Source organism: Streptomyces sp. NPDC092952, from assembly GCF_044754785.1.
In the GTDB taxonomy this organism is placed as follows: Bacteria; Actinomycetota; Actinomycetes; order Streptomycetales; family Streptomycetaceae; genus Streptomyces.
On the sequence record NZ_JBIVPT010000010.1, the window covers coordinates 199820 to 218001 of the forward strand.

General features: G+C 71.9%; 18 protein-coding genes and 1 pseudogene. 12 read left to right on the plus strand and 7 right to left on the minus strand.

The window, feature by feature from the left end:
* The first annotated feature begins 212 nt into the window (after nt 1-212).
* Entirely contained in the window at nt 213-875 is a 663-nt protein-coding gene (locus ACIQGQ_RS23970; protein ID WP_402398692.1) for a DUF4232 domain-containing protein, read from the plus strand.
* Nucleotides 876-938: 63 nt separating this feature from the next.
* Here the strand turns inward: ACIQGQ_RS23970 and ACIQGQ_RS23975 are convergent, their stop codons facing one another.
* Both ACIQGQ_RS23975 and ACIQGQ_RS23980 read right to left on the minus strand, forming a co-directional pair.
* On the minus strand, nt 939-1484 hold the full coding sequence (locus ACIQGQ_RS23975; RefSeq protein WP_402398693.1) for a hypothetical protein: 546 nt from the start codon (nt 1482-1484) through the stop codon (nt 939-941).
* A 138-nt stretch (nt 1485-1622) separates the two neighbouring features.
* Entirely contained in the window at nt 1623-2873 is a 1251-nt protein-coding gene (locus ACIQGQ_RS23980; protein WP_402398695.1) for a 2,4-dienoyl-CoA reductase, read from the minus strand.
* A gap of 95 nt (nt 2874-2968) precedes the next feature.
* Between ACIQGQ_RS23980 and ACIQGQ_RS23985 the strand changes: the two genes are divergently transcribed.
* From ACIQGQ_RS23985 to ACIQGQ_RS24005, 5 genes are all read left to right on the plus strand, one after another.
* On the plus strand, nt 2969-3592 hold the full coding sequence (locus ACIQGQ_RS23985; protein ID WP_402398696.1) for a TetR/AcrR family transcriptional regulator: 624 nt from the start codon (nt 2969-2971) through the stop codon (nt 3590-3592).
* Between the two features lie 137 nt (nt 3593-3729).
* Nucleotides 3730-4530, plus strand: coding sequence for a DUF6585 family protein (locus ACIQGQ_RS23990; RefSeq protein WP_402398697.1), 801 nt, complete (start codon nt 3730-3732; stop codon nt 4528-4530).
* A gap of 482 nt (nt 4531-5012) precedes the next feature.
* Nucleotides 5013-6590 (plus strand): alpha/beta hydrolase, encoded by a 1578-nt coding sequence (locus ACIQGQ_RS23995; protein ID WP_402398699.1) that lies wholly within the window; start codon nt 5013-5015, stop codon nt 6588-6590.
* Nucleotides 6591-6709: 119 nt separating this feature from the next.
* Entirely contained in the window at nt 6710-7306 is a 597-nt protein-coding gene (thpR, locus tag ACIQGQ_RS24000; protein WP_402398701.1) for an RNA 2',3'-cyclic phosphodiesterase, read from the plus strand.
* A gap of 124 nt (nt 7307-7430) precedes the next feature.
* Complete coding sequence (locus ACIQGQ_RS24005; RefSeq protein WP_402398702.1) at nt 7431-8288, plus strand: class I SAM-dependent methyltransferase; 858 nt, start codon at nt 7431-7433, stop codon at nt 8286-8288.
* A 6-nt stretch (nt 8289-8294) separates the two neighbouring features.
* Here the strand turns inward: ACIQGQ_RS24005 and ACIQGQ_RS24010 are convergent, their stop codons facing one another.
* Together ACIQGQ_RS24010 and ACIQGQ_RS24015 are read right to left on the minus strand one after the other, a co-directional pair.
* Nucleotides 8295-9938, minus strand: coding sequence for an IS200/IS605 family accessory protein TnpB-related protein (locus ACIQGQ_RS24010; RefSeq protein ID WP_402398703.1), 1644 nt, complete (start codon nt 9936-9938; stop codon nt 8295-8297).
* Nucleotides 9931-10347: pseudogene (locus ACIQGQ_RS24015) on the minus strand (IS607 family transposase). Before ACIQGQ_RS24015 ends, ACIQGQ_RS24010 begins: the two are co-directional and overlap by 8 nt.
* A 262-nt stretch (nt 10348-10609) precedes the next feature.
* Here ACIQGQ_RS24015 and ACIQGQ_RS24020 point away from each other — a divergent pair.
* Nucleotides 10610-11629 carry a proline racemase family protein gene (locus tag ACIQGQ_RS24020; RefSeq protein ID WP_402398705.1) on the plus strand — a complete coding sequence of 340 codons (1020 nt, stop codon included), beginning with the start codon at nt 10610-10612 and terminating at the stop codon, nt 11627-11629.
* Nucleotides 11630-11691: 62 nt separating this feature from the next.
* Here the strand turns inward: ACIQGQ_RS24020 and ACIQGQ_RS24025 are convergent, their stop codons facing one another.
* Complete coding sequence (locus ACIQGQ_RS24025; protein ID WP_402398706.1) at nt 11692-12012, minus strand: hypothetical protein; 321 nt, start codon at nt 12010-12012, stop codon at nt 11692-11694.
* Nucleotides 12013-12180: 168 nt separating this feature from the next.
* Here ACIQGQ_RS24025 and ACIQGQ_RS24030 point away from each other — a divergent pair, with 168 nt between their 5' ends.
* Complete coding sequence (locus ACIQGQ_RS24030; protein WP_402398707.1) at nt 12181-12888, plus strand: class I SAM-dependent methyltransferase; 708 nt, start codon at nt 12181-12183, stop codon at nt 12886-12888.
* Here ACIQGQ_RS24030 and ACIQGQ_RS24035 read toward each other — a convergent pair.
* Nucleotides 12867-13637, minus strand: coding sequence for an AraC family transcriptional regulator (locus ACIQGQ_RS24035; RefSeq protein WP_402398708.1), 771 nt, complete (start codon nt 13635-13637; stop codon nt 12867-12869). The two genes, ACIQGQ_RS24030 and ACIQGQ_RS24035, sit on opposite strands and share 22 nt — an antisense overlap.
* 257 nt (nt 13638-13894) lie before the next feature.
* On the opposite strand from ACIQGQ_RS24035, the gene ACIQGQ_RS24040 reads away from it, so the two are divergent.
* From ACIQGQ_RS24040 to ACIQGQ_RS24050, 3 genes are all read left to right on the plus strand, one after another.
* On the plus strand, nt 13895-14896 hold the full coding sequence (locus ACIQGQ_RS24040) for a helix-turn-helix domain-containing protein (RefSeq protein ID WP_402398710.1): 1002 nt from the start codon (nt 13895-13897) through the stop codon (nt 14894-14896).
* Between the two features lie 124 nt (nt 14897-15020).
* Nucleotides 15021-15170 (plus strand): hypothetical protein, encoded by a 150-nt coding sequence (locus tag ACIQGQ_RS24045; protein WP_402398712.1) that lies wholly within the window; start codon nt 15021-15023, stop codon nt 15168-15170.
* Nucleotides 15171-15341: 171 nt separating this feature from the next.
* Nucleotides 15342-16142, plus strand: a complete 801-nt coding sequence (locus tag ACIQGQ_RS24050) for a sulfite exporter TauE/SafE family protein (protein ID WP_402398714.1) — start codon at nt 15342-15344, stop codon at nt 16140-16142.
* A 444-nt stretch (nt 16143-16586) separates the two neighbouring features.
* Here the strand turns inward: ACIQGQ_RS24050 and ACIQGQ_RS24055 are convergent, their stop codons facing one another.
* The gene (locus tag ACIQGQ_RS24055; protein ID WP_402398716.1) at nt 16587-16973 is read right to left on the minus strand and encodes a hypothetical protein; all 387 of its coding nucleotides are present in this window, start codon (nt 16971-16973) and stop codon (nt 16587-16589) included.
* A gap of 758 nt (nt 16974-17731) precedes the next feature.
* On the opposite strand from ACIQGQ_RS24055, the gene ACIQGQ_RS24060 reads away from it, so the two are divergent.
* Nucleotides 17732-18181: a hypothetical protein gene (locus tag ACIQGQ_RS24060; RefSeq protein ID WP_402398717.1), complete on the plus strand. Its 450-nt coding sequence runs from the start codon at nt 17732-17734 to the stop codon at nt 18179-18181.
* Nucleotide 18182: the final 1 nt, after the last annotated feature.

Below are 18182 nucleotides of genomic sequence, written 5' to 3' on the forward strand. Positions count from 1 at the left end.
GGGCCACCGCCGGGCGGACGTTGGAGAAGCCGCGGAACGGTCCGGCCGCTGCGGAACGGGCCGGCCGGCGGGGCCGTCCGCGCGCCCGCGCGGGGCGGGCGGCCGCCGCCCCGCCTGTGACAGAACGAGGACGCGGCGGGGGGCCGCCCGTGACCCGGTGGGGAATACAAATACTTCAGACCGCACGCACCGCACCGTTCCGGGGGAACACCGTGAAGTACACCCGCGTCACCGCTCTCGCCGCCCTCGCCGTCGCCGCCGCCTTCTCGCTCACCGCCTGCGACGGCGACGACCCCGCGGCGGACCCGTCCGCCCAGGGCCCCGCCGCCTCGTCCCCGTCGTCCGCCGCCTCGCCCTCGTCCCCGGACGGGAGCGCGGGGACGGAGGGCGGCTCGGGCTCCGGCGGCGCGGAGCAGGGCTCCGGCGAGGGAAGCGGGAGCGGGGCCGGCGCCGCGGCGGGCACCGGCGGCAAGGTCGCGTTCTGCAGGACGAAGGACCTGGCCATCGACGCCGTGGACGCCGCACCCGGCAAGGACTCCGGCCGGATCGACATCACCATGGTCAACCGGGGTTCGACCGCCTGCTCGGCGACGGGCTTCGCGGGCGTCGACATCAAGGACGCCGACAACACCTCGAACCCCGTCCCGCGCGGCCACGCCCAGCCGCGCGTCACCGTCCTGAAGCCCGGTGACGCCGCCGTCTTCGACCTCGCCTACGACATCGACAACAGCGGCGGCAGCCTCGCGCACCCGACCAACCTCCTGGTGACGCCCCCGAACGAGACCCACACCGTGACCCTGCCGTGGCCCGAGGGCGCGGGGGACGTCAAGGGCGCCTACACCGACGTCGAGGTCTACCCCACGCACACGGTCTGACAGCGGCGACGGGCCAAACACGCCCGGCCGGAGCCCGGGCCCCGGCCGGACGCGCGGGCACCGTCAGACGCTCCAGATCTCCTTCACCGTCGCCACCTCGCCCTTGGCGTCCAGAGTGATCTCGTAGATGTTGCCGAAGCAGCCGAAGGGCGCCTTCACCTTGGGGTAGTCGTCGGGCGCCCCGATCTCCTGGGCGAGGCAGCGGTCGATGTGCAGCGCCAGCTGGTCGTGGTCGACCTGCTTCCACTGGCCGGGGCCGTCGGCCAGGGCCAGCTGCGCCCCGACGTTCTCGGGCAGGACGTAGTGCGTGGTCGGGGCGTCCTTGCCGGCGCCGTAGATCCAGTCGTTCGGTGTGCAGTGCGGCTCGGCCTTCGCGGCCTCGAAGCCGCCGGCGTCACGCATCAGCGTGACCTTCAGCCGTGTGTGCCCCGCGGGCAGGACCGGCGGCTTGCCGCAGTCCCCGTCCTCCGCGCCTCCGGCGGCCGGGGAGGCGGCGCTGTCGCCTCCGGCCGTGCCCACGGCGTCGGATTCGTCCGGGCCGCAGGCGGTGACGGCGCCCAGAGCGGCGAGCAGTGCGATCGCGCCGAGAAAACGGCGGGTTGACGTCATTCCTTCATTCCCCCGAATGAGATGGCTCAGTGACGTGATCATGATTGATCGACGGGGCTTTCTACCCCACGGAGCCGTTGGGGAGCCAATCGGCGGGGCCAGGGGCTGCGCCCGGCGCGGCCGTACCGCCGGGGCCGGTCACTCGCCCGCGGCGCCCCGCGCGGTGGCCAGCCAGGCACGGTAGCGGCGCAGGGCCCGCCGCTGCTTCCACTGCTCGGAGGCCAGGGTGAGGGCCGGGTGGACACCGGGCCGGGGGCCGGCGCCCCTGGCGAGGCGGCGCATCTGGTGGCGGACCCGGGCCATGCCGGCCGCCGAGGCGAGCGTCTTGTCGGACCAGGTCACCGGTGCCATCCGCCGGTCGGCCTCGCGGCCGTCCTTCCACCGGTCGGGCAGGTCCGGGGTGACGGCGAGGGCGGTGCCCATGCCGATGACCGCCACGCCGCTGTCGAGGACCCGCTGTGCCGTGGCGCGCCGGGTGATGCCGCCGGTGAGCATCAGCGGCAGCGGGCTCGTTCCGACCAGGTCCCGGGCCAGGTCGAGGAAGTAGGCCTCCCGGGCCCGGGTCCGGTCGTCGGCGGAGCCGCCGGTCATCGCCGGGCTCTCGTAGCTGCCGCCGGACAGTTCGACCAGGTCGGTGCCGAGCGGTGCGAGCATCCCGATGACCTGCCGGGCGTCGTCGGCGTCGAAGCCGCCGCGCTGGAAGTCGGCGGAGTTGAGCTTGACCGCGACGGCGAAGGACGGGGAGACGGCGGCGCGTACGGCCCGGACGGTGTCCAGCAGCATCCGGGCCCGGTTCTCCAGCGGCCCGCCCCACCGGTCGGTGCGCGTGTTGACCAGCGGGGAGAGGAACTGGGAGAGCAGATAGCCGTGGGCGGCGTGGATCTCCACCCCGTCGAACCCCGCCTCCTCGGCGCGGCGGGCCGTGACGGCGAACCGGTCCACGGTCCGGTCGATCTGCCGCGCGGTCATGGCGGTGGGCCGCCCGAACCGGCCGCTGTGCCTGCCCAGGGAGACACCGGCGTCGGACGGCCCCCACACCACGCCGGGCATGCCGGATTCCACCTGGCGGCCGGGGTGGTTGATCTGCATCCAGACCGCCCCGCCGCCCGACCTGCCGGCCGCGGCCCAGTCGGCGAACGGTCCGAGCGGTGCGTGCTCGTCGAGCACGACGCCGCCGGGACCGGTCAGCGCCTCGGCGTGGACCATGACGTTGCCGGTGATCAGGAGCCCGGCACCGCCCGCGGCCCAGCGCCGGTAGAGCGTCAGCAGCCGCCGGCCGGGAAGCTGCCCCTCCCCGGCCATGTTCTCCTCCATGGCCGCCTTCGCGATCCGGTTCCCCAGTACCTGCCCGGAGCCCAGCCGCAGGGGCGAGAACAGCTCGCTGGTCATGGTCGTCTCCCTCTTCCGTGCCGCCTGCCTACAATGTGTGCACCACTTACATTACGGTGCGGTGTGAGCACCGCAAACATTGGAGGGTGTGAGCTGTGCCGCAGAGCAACGGGTACCACCACGGCGATCTGCGCGCGGCCTGCCTGCGTGCCGCGCGGGAACTGCTGGAGGAGGACGGCGGCGCCGGGCTGTCCCTGCGCGCCGTCGCCCGCCGCGCCGGGGTGTCGGCCACCGCCCCCTACCGCCACTTCGCCGACCGCGACGCGCTCGTCTCCGGGGTCGCCGCCCAGGGATACCGCGAACTCGCCGGGAAACTGGCCGGAGCCCGTCCGTCCCCCCCGGCGCCGGACGACCTGGCCGCGCTCGCCGTCGTCTACGTACGGTTCGCGCTCGAACACCCCGCACTGTTCCGGGCGATGTTCGCCGAACCCTGCGACCCCGCCGACGAGGAACGCGCCGCCGCGGCCGCCGTCCTCTCGGAGTACGTCCAGGACGTCGTCCGCACCGCGTTCCCCGGGACCGGCGACCCGGCGGCACGGGCGACCGCCGTCTGGGCCCTCGTCCACGGGCTGGCGTTCCTGCACCTCGACGGCAAACTCGACAGCTCCACCCCGCAGGCGGTCGACGACCAGGTCCGCGCCGCCGTGCGCGCCCTGCTCGCCCCGCCCCCGGCGGCGCCGCGCACCACGACCGCACCCGCCCCCGGGACGACCGCCTGACAACCGTGTCGCCCGGCACGCGCAACAGGGCCGAAACCCCCTTCCCGGACAGGCCGCCCACCCCGACAATGGCCTCAACCATCTTGCCCCCGGGGGGACTTGTGCCGGACCGTGCTTCCACTCCCGTTCCGCCCGCCATGCGCGGAGCCGCACAGGAACTCCAACTCGGCCCCCGCCAGGGGCTGGCGTGGACCGACCCCAGACGCTTCCCGTGGATCGTGGTGCTGTTCCCGGCAGTGATCGGACTGCCGCTCCTGTGGATGGGGATCTCCGCCGCGGCGGAGGCCCAACGCAGCCACGGCGCCTGGTACTACGGGCTGCCGCTGCTCGTACTGGGGGCCGGCATCGTCTCCGTGGCCGGCTACTACCTCTTCCTCGCACTCACGAGACGACAGCCACAGGTCTGGGTGGGCCACTACCGCAACGGCATCGTCCGCCAGGTCGCCGGGAACGAGCCGGAGGCGTACACCTGGGACGAGATCGGCGGCATCCGGTGGCACAGCACCAGAGTGACGAACGGGATCACCAGCGCCACCACGCACGAACTCCGGGTACGCCCCCGCAAGGGCGCCGAGATCGTGGTGACCGACGGCTACGCGGGAGTCGTCCGGTTCGCCGAGGAAGTGGACAGGGCGTTCACCCGCGTACGGCTGCCGCAGGACGGCGCCCGGCTGAGGGCGGGCGAACGGGTCGACTTCTTCGGGTTCCACCTCGACCCCGCAGGCGTCGGACACCTCGACCACCTGCTCGCCTGGCGCGAGATCGAGCGGATCGCGGTGGAGCGCGGCTGGTTGGAGATCCACCGGCACGGCGACAGGAAGCCGTGGGCCAGGTTCCCCGCGGAGGCGGTGGAGAACCTCTCGGTCCTCCTGGCCCTCACCGAGAGGATGTGCCGGGAGGCGGCCGGGAGGCGGCCGGAACCGGGCGACCCGGTCTGACCCGGCGCCCCTCCCGCCACACACCCACGCCCCGCCGCCCCGACCGCACTGCCCACCGGCTTCACCTGCGTACCGGCCGCACCGATGCTCGCCGCGCGGCGGCCCCAGCGCCGCCGCCCCGGACCGCACCCGCGGACACCGCCCGGACCACCCCGGCCGCCACCGGCGCGGCACCGACACCCCGCCGGCCCCGACGGCGACACACCCCGGGACCCCGGGGCGTGCCCTGCACCGGAACCCTGACCCCGACGGGCAGCACCCCGACCCGAACCCCGCAGGACGACCGGCGGCACCCGACAAAGAACCCCGCACCGACGCTACGTCGTACGCGCGACGTACGCCCGCACCCGGCCTGCTGCCCCTGACGTACCACCGGTTCGTGCCCCGCAACGACGCGCACGGACAAGCCCCGCTGAAAGGCTCGACCGGTACGGCCCGGACACCCCCGGGCCGGCCGTGTCCGTCATCGTCAGGAGAAGCACATGACCACCCCCGGCACCGCCCTACGGCGCGCCTCGGCTGTGGGACTCGCCCTCGCCGCCGGCCTCACCACCGCCCTGGCCGCCGCGCCCGCCGCCCCCGCCGCCACGCACAAGCCCGCCGACGCGGCGCCCACGGCCGGACTCGGCCGCTACTACCAGCAGCGCCCCCACTGGCAGGGCTGCGCCCGGGGAACGGACGACGAGACGGGCCGCGCCCTCGACGCCGCGGGCGCACGCTGCGCGGACGTGACCGTACCGCTCGACTACAGCAAGCCCCGGGGCCGGACCATCACCGTCGCCGTGTCCCGCCTGAAGGCCACCGACACCCGCAACCGGATCGGCTCCCTCCTGATCAACCCCGGCGGCCCGGGCGGCCCCGGCCTCGGCATCGGACTCCTCGTGCGCCCCACGATGAAGGAGACCGGCGCCCGCTACGACCTCATCGGCATGGACCCCCGCTTCACCGGCCGCAGCACCCCCCTGGACTGCGGCCTGAGCTCCGGACCCGGCCTGCTGTCGGCCGGCCCCGACCGGGCCGGCTTCGACCGCCAGACCGCCCGCGCCAAGGACGTCGCACAGCGGTGCCGCACCACCAACGGCCCCCTCCTGCCCCACGTCACCACACGCAACACCGCCCGCGACATCGACGTCGTCCGCAGCGTCCTCGGCGAGCGGAAGATCTCCTACCTGGGCTTCTCCTACGGCACCTACCTGGGCACGGCCTACACCCAGATGTTCCCCAAGCGCTACGACCGGGTCGTCCTCGACAGCGCCCTGGACCCCGACCGCTACAACCCCCGCCTCCTCAAGGGGGCCGACGCCGAGAACGAGAAGGCGTACGACGACTGGGCCCGATGGACGGCCGCCCGCGACAGCACCTACGGCCTCGGCCGCACCCGCGCACAGGTACGGGCCACCCTCGACGACGTGATCGCCGCCTCCGCCCGCGAACCGCTGACCGTCGGCACCGCCCCCGACGTCTTCCGCCTCGACAACAGCCAGGTCCCCGCCCTGCTCTTCACCGAACTCGCCGACGAGACCGAACCGGCACGCGCCTCCCTGGCCGAACACATGGCCCTGCTCGCCCGGGCCGCCGAAGGCCGCCCCACCACCCTGCCGCCCGCCTTCGCCGCCCTGATGCGCAGCGTGTTCACCCCCGCCGGTTCCCCCGTCGCCAGCGCCCAGACCGCGATCCTCTGCGGCGACGTCGCCGCCCCGCGCGACCCCGAGACGTACTGGCGCGACATCGAGAACGGCCGCACCGCCCACCCGCTGTTCGCCCCGCTGACCGAGAGCATCACCCCGTGCGCCTTCTGGGACCGCCCCCGCGAGGCACCCGTCCGCGTCACCCACGACACCCCGGCCCTGATCGTCGCCTCCACCGGTGACCCCCGCGTCCCCTACACCAACAGCGCCACCCTGCACGACCGCCTGCCCAGCTCCCGCCTCCTCACCCTCGACGGCGCCAACCAGCACGTCAACTACGCCGCCTACGGCAACACCTGCATCGACTCCACCGTCAACTCCTACCTCGCCACCGGCCGCCTCCCCGCCCGCGACCGCACCTGCGCCAAGTAACCCGGCCCCACCCGCAGCACACACGCACCCCGGACCGGACCCACCCGGCCCGGGGCGCCGCGACGGACATCCCGGCCCCGGACACCACCCCCGCCACCCCGTGCGGTACGAAGTCCGGTGTGAACGATCAGACCCCGCCCACGACCGTCCGCGTCTTCATCGCACTCGCCCCACCCGACCACGCGAAGGAAGAACTGGCCCAGGAACTGCGCCCCGCCCACGCCACACACCCCCGCATGCGATGGAACCGCATCGAGGACTGGCACATCACCCTGGCATTCCTCGGAGAACTCCCCGCCGCGACGGTCCCCTTGCTGCGCCCGCCCCTCGCCGCCCTCGCGGCGGACCACGAACCGCTGCGCCTGGCACTGAACGGCAGCGGCACCTTCGACGACCGGGTGCTCTGGAGCGGAATCACCGGAGACCTGGACGGGCTGCACCTCCTCGCCGCCGACGTGCGCACCGCCGTCAGGAACCACGGCATCGACTTCGAGGAACGGCCCCTGCGCCCCCACCTCACGCTCGCCCGCGCCCGCCGGGGAGACCCGTCCTCGGTGGGGGAGATCGCCGGGAGACTCGCCGGGTTCACCGGCCGCCCCTGGCACACCGAACGCCTGCACCTGGTCGGGAGCAACGCCGGCCGCAGCCGGGGCCCGATCCACTACCGCGACATCGAGGCATGGCCGCTCGGCGACGAACAGCCCGCCAGAACCTGAGCAGCCGATACCGTGGTGGTCCGCCACGGCTTCCCCCACCACCACGCCCGCCCCGGGGACCCCGGCAGGCACCCGCGCCCCCGGACCACCGGCCCGGAACCGACCGCGACGAAGGAGCGGCACCATGGCACACGAGCGGACACGGCCACCGGACCACACCGCGGTGCGGACCGCCCTGTGGCGGGCACTGCACCTCGAGGCCGACCCGCCCCCGCACGTGATCGAGGACGGGATCGGCCTGCGCCTGGTCGCCCCCGGCGACGACTGGCGCACCCGCCCCGACATGGACCCGCAGGCCACCAGCGGATTCCGGGCGGCCGTCGTCGCCCGCGCCCGGTTCATCGAGGACCTGATCACCGAACAGGCCGACCGGGGCACGACCCAGTACGTCATCCTGGGCGCCGGACTGGACACCTTCGCCCAGCGCAACCCGGAACTCGCCTCCCGCCTGCAGATCTTCGAGGTCGACCAGCCCGACACCCAGGCATGGAAACGCCGCCGCCTCACCGAACTCGGCTACCGCATCCCCGACCGGCTCCACCTCGTACCGGTCGACTTCGAGGCGAACGAGGACTGGCTCGAAGAACTGACCCGGGCCGGATTCGACACCGGCCGCCCGGCAGTCGTCGTCTCCACCGGCGTCACCATGTACCTCACCAGGGAAACCAACGCGGCCACCCTGCGCGAGATCGCCGGCCTCGCACCCGGCTCGACCCTCGCCATGACCTTCCTGCTCCCGCCCGAACTCCTCGACGACGCCGACCGCCCCGGCCTCCGGACGAGCGAGGCGGGCGCCCAGGCATCCGGAACACCGTTCATCAGCTTCTACACCCCGTCCGAGATGCTGGCACTGGCCCGCGAGACCGGCTTCGAGGACGCCGGGCACGTGCCCGGAGCGCTCCTCGCCGAACGCTACTTCTCCGGTCGCGCCGACGGCCTGCGCCCGTCGAGCGGCGAGGACCTGCTGCTGGCCACCACCTGACCGTTCCTAAACAGTGTCCAGGAGTGAGTTTTGGACCCACGTCCTGGCACTGCGCGCGTCCCGAACGGTGTTGGATGCGCTGGTTGCCCGCGTTCTCAGTTCCCCGGTCCGGCGACGTGCATCGTGTGCACGCTCCGTGACCGGTGGGCGGGTTTCCTCACGCCTCCGTGCTCCCGGTCCGGCCTGGGCGGTCCGATGCCCGCGACGATCGCTCTGGTCGTCGTGGGGCGGTGCCGTCCGTCGCCGGATCGGATGCCCGAGGGCGCGTCGCCCGATTGCGATACCGGCGGCATCGTGACGGGACATCTTCCTTTTGTTGCTGTTCAGGGGCTTGCGCCAGTGCTCATCGCCCCACACCGATGTGTACGCCGGGTCGACAGCCACGATGGCGAGGTCCTGCTCTGCGGCCATCGACACCAGCCGGGCCTTGAGCCTGCCGGTGGGGATACCGGAGATGAGCTGCCGGAACCGCTTCCTGCGTCCGTGTTTCTCGCGGGTCTTCTCCGCCGTGAAGTCGAGGTTCTCGATACCGATCGCGGCCACGCCGCACTGCTTGGCCCAGTGCAGAACCTGGGTGATGGCGTGCCGGACCTGGGCGTCCCGGTGATCCGCGGTGCCGGACAGGTCGTAGGAGAAGCGGCGCGGGTCGCCCACCGGGTTGCCGTGGGCATCGAGCTGACAGGCGGCGAAGTGGTCGGTGTTCGTGTCGACGCCGATCATGCCGCCTGCTCGTGCGGCGTCGAGCGGGACGGTCCTGACGACGGGGCGCTGCCAGGACGCGGTGAGGTACCAGCGGCCACGGCCGACGTCCAGGTGGATGCGGTAGGCCACCGCCCGGTTCGCCGAGATGCGGGCGGCCCATTCCTGGCCCCGGTGCTTGAAGGCAACTTTGCGGGCGAGGACGTACCGGCCGTGCTTCGCGTTCGCCAAGTGTGCCAGCGGCGCGGGCAGCTTGACCGATACTTCGCCGTCCGGGGTGACCCGGATCGTCTCGTTCCCGAAGCGTTTGCCGGTCTCGCCGTCGGCGGCCAGGAACCAGCGCCCGGCCTCCCAGCGCCGGCGCCATTCGGCCTCGGTGAGCTGCGCTTCGGCCAGGTGGTGGCGGGTGTTCAGCAGGCGCCGGCCACCGCGCACCACATGCACGACACTGGCCTCACGATCGGCGCGAGCGACGTTGAGCCGGTGTTCCAGGACCACCAGTCGGCGGGTTTTCTGGAACCACTCGCTCTTGGACCGGTATCCGCCCGGTGCCCGCTTGGTGCCCTTCTCGCCGATCGGCCGGGACAGCCGTTGCATCAGCGTGCGGACGCCGGCCTCGAGGTTGTGGATGTGCGCGAGCTGACAACGGCGGGACAGCGCCCACTGGTCGTGGGTGGCCTTCGTGATGCTCCCGGCCCAGCGGGACGATGACGCGGCGGTCAGGCTCTGTTTACGGGCAGCCCATGTGTCGCTGGTGTGGTCCGGGCCGTCCACGCACCGGGCCTTGAGGTCCAGCGACGCCAGCGAACCGAGGTGTTCGCCGACCAGCCGTAGCAGCTTCTCGTCCTTGGGCGTGAGCTGCTTGAGCCGGTCGCGTACCGCCACCCCGGACGGGCCGAGTGCGACGAACGGTGCGTCGATGGTGCGCAGCTTCTTCTTCGGCTCAGCCATCGGCCGCCGCCTCAAGAGCCTTCTGCGCACGGTTCTTCGCCGACCGGCGCCCGTACAGGCGGGCGCAGAACGAGGTCAGCACTTCCACCATGTCGTGCACCAGGTCGTCTTCGGCCTCGCCGTCGTCCAGCACCACCAGACGGCGGCCCGTCGCGGACAGAGCGGCTTCGACCAGCTCGACGTTCATCCGGCCGTGCCGTCTGCCGGACAAGGTCGTCCTTCTGGTCGTGGGAGGAGACGCGGGCATACAGACCCACGCCGCCCGTCACCGTCGGTGAGGAGTTCGCCTCGATGAGATGGTGCGCGGCCCCACACGTTCCGCGGGGACCGGCAACGTGTCCTCACGGAACCAGCGGTACGCAGTACGCGGGGCGACCCCCTGCGCGCGTGCCCATTCCGTCAGGTTCATACACGAGATCATAAGACACCCATAGCATCCAAAAGACACTCATAGACACTTGTTCGGGAGCAGTTGTGCACCCCGTGAACACCCCCGCCCCACCGGCCGATCCGTGCCAGTGGCACTCCCGGGCACCGGGCACCCGCGGTGCGGGATATCGTCCCCGAGCCCCCGCGCAACGGCGGCGGGGGAGCGGCGCGGCCCGCCCGGGACCGCCTCACCGTGCCCGAGGACCGGCGCCGCACCGGCGACCCGGACCGAGGAGAACACCATGACCGTCCGTCAGGTACGCACCGTCGACTACCACACCGGCGGCGAGCCCTTCCGTATCGTCCCCGAGCCGCCGGCCGCCATCGGGGGAGCCACCGTCGCCGAACGCCGGATGTTCGCCATCGGCGACCCCGACGTACAGGCCCTGCGCACCCTGCTCTGCTTCGAACCCCGCGGCCACGCCGACATGTACGGCGGCTTCATCACCCCGCCCGACGACGAAGGCGCCCACTTCGGCGTCCTGTTCTGGCACAAGGACGGCTTCTCGACGGCCTGCGGCCACGGCTCCATCGCACTCGCCGCCTGGGCCGTGCGGACCGGCCGCGTCGCCCGTGACCCCTCCGGCACCACCACGGTCGTCATCGACGTCCCCTCGGGCAGGGTCACCCTGCGCGTCCACACCGAGGGCGAGCGGATCACCGGCATCGACTTCGTCAACGTCCCCGGCTACCGGCTCGCCGAACGCGTCGCCCTCACCACCTCCCGCGGGGACGTCGTCGTCGACATCGCCTACGGCGGCGCCATCTACGCACACCTGGACGCGGGCAGCGCCGGACTCGCCGTCACTCCCGAGCACTACACCGACCTCATCGCGCTCGGACGCGAGGTCAAACGGGCGCTGAACGACACCGAGCACGCCCGGCACCCCGCCGACGACCGCCTCAGCGGCATCTACGGCACCATCCTCTACGACGACCTCGGCGACGACGAGGACGGCAACCCCCACCAGCGCAACGTCACCGTCTTCGCCGACGGCCAGGTCGACCGTTCCCCCTGCGGCTCCGGCACCTGCTCCCGCGTCGCCGTACTCGCGGCGACCGGCCGCCTCGCACCGGGCCGGACCCTCGTCCACGACTCGATCGTCGGCACCCGCTTCCACGCACGGATCGTCGAGGAACTGACCGCCCACGGCCGCCCCGCCGTCGTCGCCGAGGTCACGGGAACCGCCTACCGGACCGGCGAGCACCACTTCGACCTCGACCCCGAGGACGGGCTCGGCACCGGCTTCGTCCTGCGGTGACCGACCGGGCGGACACGTGCGACGGGCGGTGCGGCCGGCCCGGCCGAAACCGCACCGGCCGGTCAGAGACCGGCGATGTCCCGGGCCTTCTTCAGCACGGAGTCGAACGTGTCCACCGCGGCGTCGCGCCGCTTCGCGCGCGCCGCCCGGTCCGCCGGCACCAGCCGCTCGGCGACCTGAACGGCATAGGCGTCCGGATCGCCGAGAACAGCCCGCGGATCCTCCCCGGCACCCGCGTCGTGCGTCGTGACCTCCTTGACCGCCCGGAGCACCACCGCCCGGTCCACCCCCGGCTGCATGGCCAGCCGCACCTGGAAACGGGCCATCCACTTCTCGCGGTCCCTCTCCCGCACCGCGTCCGCCGTCCGGTCCTTCTTCGCCATGTGCTCTCCACGGGTGATCGTCAGCCGTCCGTCAAGGGACTGGACGCCAGGAAACGGAACCGGGTTGCGCACAACGCACCGCACATCCCACCGCCACATCCCACCGCCACATCCCACCGTGCATACTGGGCCGGCGGAGACCGAGGGCCGGCGACATCGGGACGGGACATGACGGAGACGACCGACCCCCAGTCCTTCGACCGGTTCGCCCGCGACTACGACCGCTTCGTGAGCCTGCTCCCCGGACGGAACACCGCCTGGCTCCTGGGACTGGGCCTGAAGGGCGAACGGGCCCTGGACGCCGGCTGCGGCTCGGGCCACGCGGTCGAAGCCCTGTCCGGCCACTTCGAGGAAGTCGTCGGCCTCGACCTGAGCGTCCCCCTCATCGAGATCGCCAGGACCACAAGAGCACGGCCCCGCACGCACTACATCGTGGAGGACCTGCTCGCGCTGGAGGACAAGAACGGCTTCGACCTGGTCTACAGCCACACGATGCTGCACCACCTGAAGGACTGCCGCGCGGGCCTCGAACACCTCAAGAGCCTCGCGAGACCCGGCGCCACCGTCGCACTCGTCGACAACGTCTGCGACTTCCGCCCGACCCCGCCACGACGGGCGTACACCTGGCCCGCACGGTGGAACTTCCCCCGCGAGGCCCGGCGCCTGGGGCTCCGCGACGCATGGTTCCAACTGCGCTTCTGGCACAGCCGGCCCTGGCTGGCCCACCTGCTCAGCGACCGCTACCTGTCCCGCGCACAGTTCCGCGAGCTCTACGGGAGCGTCTTCCCCGGAGCACGCTTCGACGACCTCGGCTTCGCCCTGGCCATGGTCTGGACGGCCCCCCTCGAACCCCCTCAGGGACCGGGCCCCCGGTAGGCACTCGGCGGACGGCCCAGCAGGGCACCGAAAGCGGTGGTGAACGCCGCCGGACTCTCGTACCCGAGACCCGCCGCGACCCGGGCCACCGGCACACCAACGGCCAGGTGCTGCAAGGAATGCACGACACACGCCCGCTGCCGCCACTGCGCGAAACCCAGCCCGGTGGAATCACGGAACCGACGGCCCAGAGTGCGCTCGCTGACCCCCAGTTCAGCAGCCCAACGAGCAGGCGGATCATGGATGTCCGGACGGCGCAGGAACGCGGCACACAGCCGCCGGAGCGCCGGATCGGCAGGCAACGGAACCTCCAGGGGCAACGGCGCCAGACCGGCCAGCTCATGCAGGAGCAGACCCACCAGCGCGGCATCGCGACCGTGCTCCGGATACAGCGGCTCCATGTCGACGGCCGCCAGAAGAAGCTCCCGCAGCAACGCGGAGACCTCGACGACCCGGCACCGGCCGGGAAACCACGGCACGGCGGCGGGCTCGACGTAGAGACTGCGGGTACTCACCCCGCGCATCGACACCCGATGCCGCGTCCCCGCCGGGACCAGCACCGCCCGGTCGGGAGGCACCGTCCACGCCCCCTCCGCCGTCGACACCTCCATCACACCGGTCGCCGCATACAGCACCTGGGCCCGGCGATGCTCGTGGTACGGCAGCAGATGACCGGGCGGGTAATCGGTACCGATGGCCAGAACCGCACGGTCGAAGCCATCGACCTCGTCGATACGGACATTGCGCACACCACCAGACTAGTAGTGCCCTGTCGCGCCCTTGGGCACACGGCTGTCACGGCGGCTTCCCCCTGGTACGAGGACGAATGAACTCGTCGCGTGCCGGGGCCGGTCGGGGGAGCCCACCGCCGCTGCCGCGCATTCCGCGGTACTGCCGCCAGCCCTGCCCCTGCCCCGTCGCAGCCGACGAGCCCCCTATTCTTCTTGTCTCAGCCTGGCCGAAGATGGTCTTCCCGGAGCGGCTCCGGGTTCCCGACCATGTCGCGATGACGACTTCTGCCGCCGCACCCGTGGTCTCGCTGTCGAACAGCGGCCTGGCCGCCACCGACCGGTTCGGCTGGTTCGTCGATGTCATCCACGACCAGATCGCACCACTGGCCATGACCAGCTCCCACGCCGGGGACTTCCCCGCGCAGGTCCGGCACACCGATCTCGGCGCGGTACAACTGGCCCGGTTCTCCTTCCCTGCCCTGGACGCCACCCGGACCGCACGGCACATCCGGCGCGGCGGCACCGACACCTACATGCTGGCACTCATCCACCGCAGCCCCATGCGGGTGACCCAGCAGAACGGAAGCGTCGCCGTCGACGCCGGCGGACTGGTGTTCTTCGACATGGCCCACCCGCTGGAGGCGACCTTCCCGGACCTCGGACTGGGCACGGTCCTGACGGTCCTCCACCTCCCCAGGGCGGCGTTCCCCCTGCCCGCCGACCAGACGGACCGGCTGCTCGCCCAGCCGCTGTCCACGCACACCGCCACGGGCTCCCTCCTGCGGCACCTCATGGGATCCGCGTTCGGGCAGGTCGCGCACCAGTCGAAGGCGGAGAACCAACGCCTGGGCACCATCGCCGTCGACCTGGCAGCGGCCTTCCTCGCCGGCCACATCGATGCCAGCGGCATCCTTCCCGCCGAGACCAGACGCCGAGCCCTCGTCACGAGAATCGGAGCGTTCATCGAGACGAACCTCGGCGACCCCGGACTCACCCCGGCCGCCATCGCCGCGCACCACCACATCTCGGTCCGCACCCTCCACCAACTGTTCAGCGTCGAGCCCGAAGGCGTCATGGCGGCCGTGCGGCGCCGACGGCTGGAACGCTGCCGACAAGCCCTCGCCACACCCTCCCCGCACAAGCAGCCCATCGGCGTGATCGCCGCCCGATGGGGATTCTCCAGCCCGGGCGAGTTCAGCCGCGTGTTCAGGAGAACCTACGGCCAGACACCCCGGCAGTTCCGGGACGGCACGGCCCCAGCACGTTCTCCGCGCTGAAAGCACATCCGCCGCGCACCCGTCGCCAACTCCACGAAGACACGGCCCATCACGATGGGTGCGTGGCACCGGGGGACGGAAAAGCCCTGCCACCTGTGGCATCCAGGAGAGTTCGGGAGGCGGGATGGCAGGGCAAGCGCCCGGCGGGGGCGACGGTTCGTTCAGCCGGGGGACGGGCCAGGGCTGCGGCTTCTGCATGGGAGTCCTGCTCGCCCTGGTCATCCTCATGGCGATCGTGCTCGTCGGCGGCCTCTCCCTGCTGTCCGGGAGCTGACCGCCCCGGTCCGGCACCACACACGAACCGCCAACCCGCACCGCGGCCACCGGGCCCGGCCGAAGAAACCCCTGCCGGACCACCCTGCCGGACCACCCCTGTCGGATCAGCGAAAGAACCTGGCAACCAGTCGATTGCCCGCCACACCGCCAGGCCCGTAGCGTCGCAGCAGTGCAAACCCCCTACCTCCTGCTGCTCCTGTTCGGCTGCCTGACCGGGATCACCACGGCGCTCTTCGGATTCGGCGGCGGCTTCGTCACCGTCCCCGTCGTCTACGCCCTCTGGAACACCACGGCCCACCCCGGCACCGACGCCATGCACGTCGCGGTGGCCACCTCCACGGCGGTCATGGTCGTCAACTCGCTCTTCGCGACCCTGACACAATGGCGCCAGGGCCGGATCCGCCAGGAATACATCTGGCCCATGGCCGCATTCGTCCTGGCCGGCGCGGTGGCCGGATCCCTCGTGGCAACCCGGACCGGCGAAACCACACTGCGAGCACTCTTCACCGTCTACCTGCTCGCGACGATCGCCGACAGCCTGCTCCGCAAGGGCTTCCTGACCGCCCCGCAGACCCGGGAACCACGCCCCCTGAGCCGCCCCGTCACCACCCTCGGCGGCATCGCCATCGGCACCGTCGCCGCGTGCCTGGGTGTCGGCGGCAGCGTCATGACCGTCCCCCTGCTGCGCCGCCGCGGCCTGCCCATGGCCGAGGCCACGGCGATGGCCAACCCGCTCAGCGTGCCCGTCGCCGTGGTCGGCACCGCCGTCTACGCCCTCGCGGTCCCCACCCAGCACACCGGCCCCGGACAGCTCGGCCACATCGACCTGATCGCCTGCGCCGCACTGCTCGCCGGCTCACTGCCCACCATCGCCCTCGCCCGCCGCACCGCCGCCCGCGTCCCGGACCGGATCCACTCCCTCGCCTACATCGCCCTGCTGGCAGTCGTCACACTCGTCATGGTGATCTGAAACAACAGGCCGGCACCACGGCACGCCCCTCCCGTCACCGCGGACAGACCCACGACGGCCGGATCCGACCGCGGTCACGGCCATCACCACGTAGATGGGACGGTTCGCGACCGCTCGTCCGGACACGCCCGCCGCCTGGGCAGGGCGTTCTGCCGGGAGCGCACGCCCATCGGCCAGCACCATCAGCACACGGGTGCCCGGGATCTGTGAAGGAGGAGGCGACACCGGAGATGTCCGGCTCACCCGGTGATGTTCGATCCTGGCTCGTACTTCGATGCTACGAGCGGAAGGGTTCGACGCCGGCTGAGACGTCCCGACCCGGGGATCGGGAACATGGCACCAACCCCCTTCGGACAACGTGCATGCGGGGACCGTGGGGAGGCCCGGGGGCCCGCCAGGCCCAGTCCGAAGCGGCCTGGCGGGGACTGCCGGGGCGGCGGGGTATCAGCAGCGCGGCAGGTCCACGTTGTAGCTGCCGTCGGTGAGGTAGACCCTGGACACATAGACATCGGGGTTGCCGTTGTCGTCGTTGGTCCTCAGCCAGACGCTGCTCGTGTGGCCCTTGTCCGTGTACGTTTCGCCGTTGACGAAGCAGAAGACGTAGTTCCTGCCCGCTTTCAAGGTGCCTACGTGGGTGGACGCCTTCGAGTCCGGGCTCTCGTGGGACCACGAGGAGTAGGCGAAGTACACGTAGACCTTGGGGTAAACCGCTTGGACGGCCGGGGCGGCCCCGGCCCGGGCGGCGGAGGCCGGTGCGGTCGCGAGCGCCAGCCCCGTCCCGGCAAGGACGACGGAGGCCAGTACTGCTGCGGCACGCTTGAACTGCTTCATGCAAGATCCCCTTTATGTGGTGTGCGCCGTGTTCCTTCCCGCAGAGCATGCGACGGCCACCAGGTAGCGCGTTTGTGGTTTTGGCTGCGGCCAAAACGTCGAGGGGTGCTGGAAGCCGCCAAGGAACCTACGTTGCAGGGGAGTTGCGGTGTCCGGGATGCGTTTGCCATCGTGCCGGGACGCGGCGAGTCCGCCGTCCCGCAGTACGGGCAGTTGCTGGCTGACGCCCGGTAGGCGTACCCCTGCCGCATCGGAGAGCTCGGAGGTGGTGGCGCGGCGGCCTCGGACAGGAGCGCGGCGCGGGTGGGCCCGGCATGCGCGCCGGCGATGCCGGGGAGCGGTCGGCGGTGAGGGGGTCTTGTCGACCGGGTGGATGAGTGCCGGCAGCAGCTGTTTGTCTACCAGGGGGATCGGGTGCTGCCAGTAGAAGTACGACGGCACCAGCGGCAGACCCCGCCCGTTCAGGCGCGGATCGCGCTCGACCGGATTTTCCTCCGTTGCGGACAGACCTGAGCATCACGGAGATCATCGGGTTCTCCGACGCTTTGACTGCTGTGGTGCGACACGGCATTCCTGGCCATCGTTGAGATGCCGAGGCAGTTCTTCGGGGTGAGGCTCCGTGGCGGAGTGATGTGGCCGACACCTGAAGCGTAGGAATAGGTGAACATCGAATGAGAATGCCTGAGTTGAAGTTAGAATGCTGGTCTGTTCCGAGAGGGTCCAGTAGGACTGTGAGAGCCGTGGGTGCCGGGGGAGGCATGGTGGAGATCCGTGTGGTCACGGCAGGTGCCGATCGCGAGCTGACCTCGCTGCATCGCTGGATCGTCCGGGACCGGGAGGTTGTACACGACGCCAGGGTGTCCCTGGTGGCCGCACCTCTCCGGGACGGCGACATGGGCGCGGACCTCGAATCGATCAGCGCCGTCGTCGACAGCACCCTCGCGCTCGGCAGTCTGGTGATCTCGGTGCTGGCCTGGCGCGACTCGCGGCCCGCAGCCCCGTCCGTTCGCATCGAATGCGCGGGCGCCACTGTAGAGCTGACCGGTGACGCGGCCGACGCCGAGAACGTACGCAGGATTCTCGGCGCGCTGGGCGGTTGCCCGGGTGCCACGGACGGAGACGGCGGAGGGGCGGCGGGGCTGGCGGGCGAGGCCGGTCCGGCCAGTTCTTCCGTGCCACCCGAGGACCTGCCGGCGCAGCAGCCGTAGC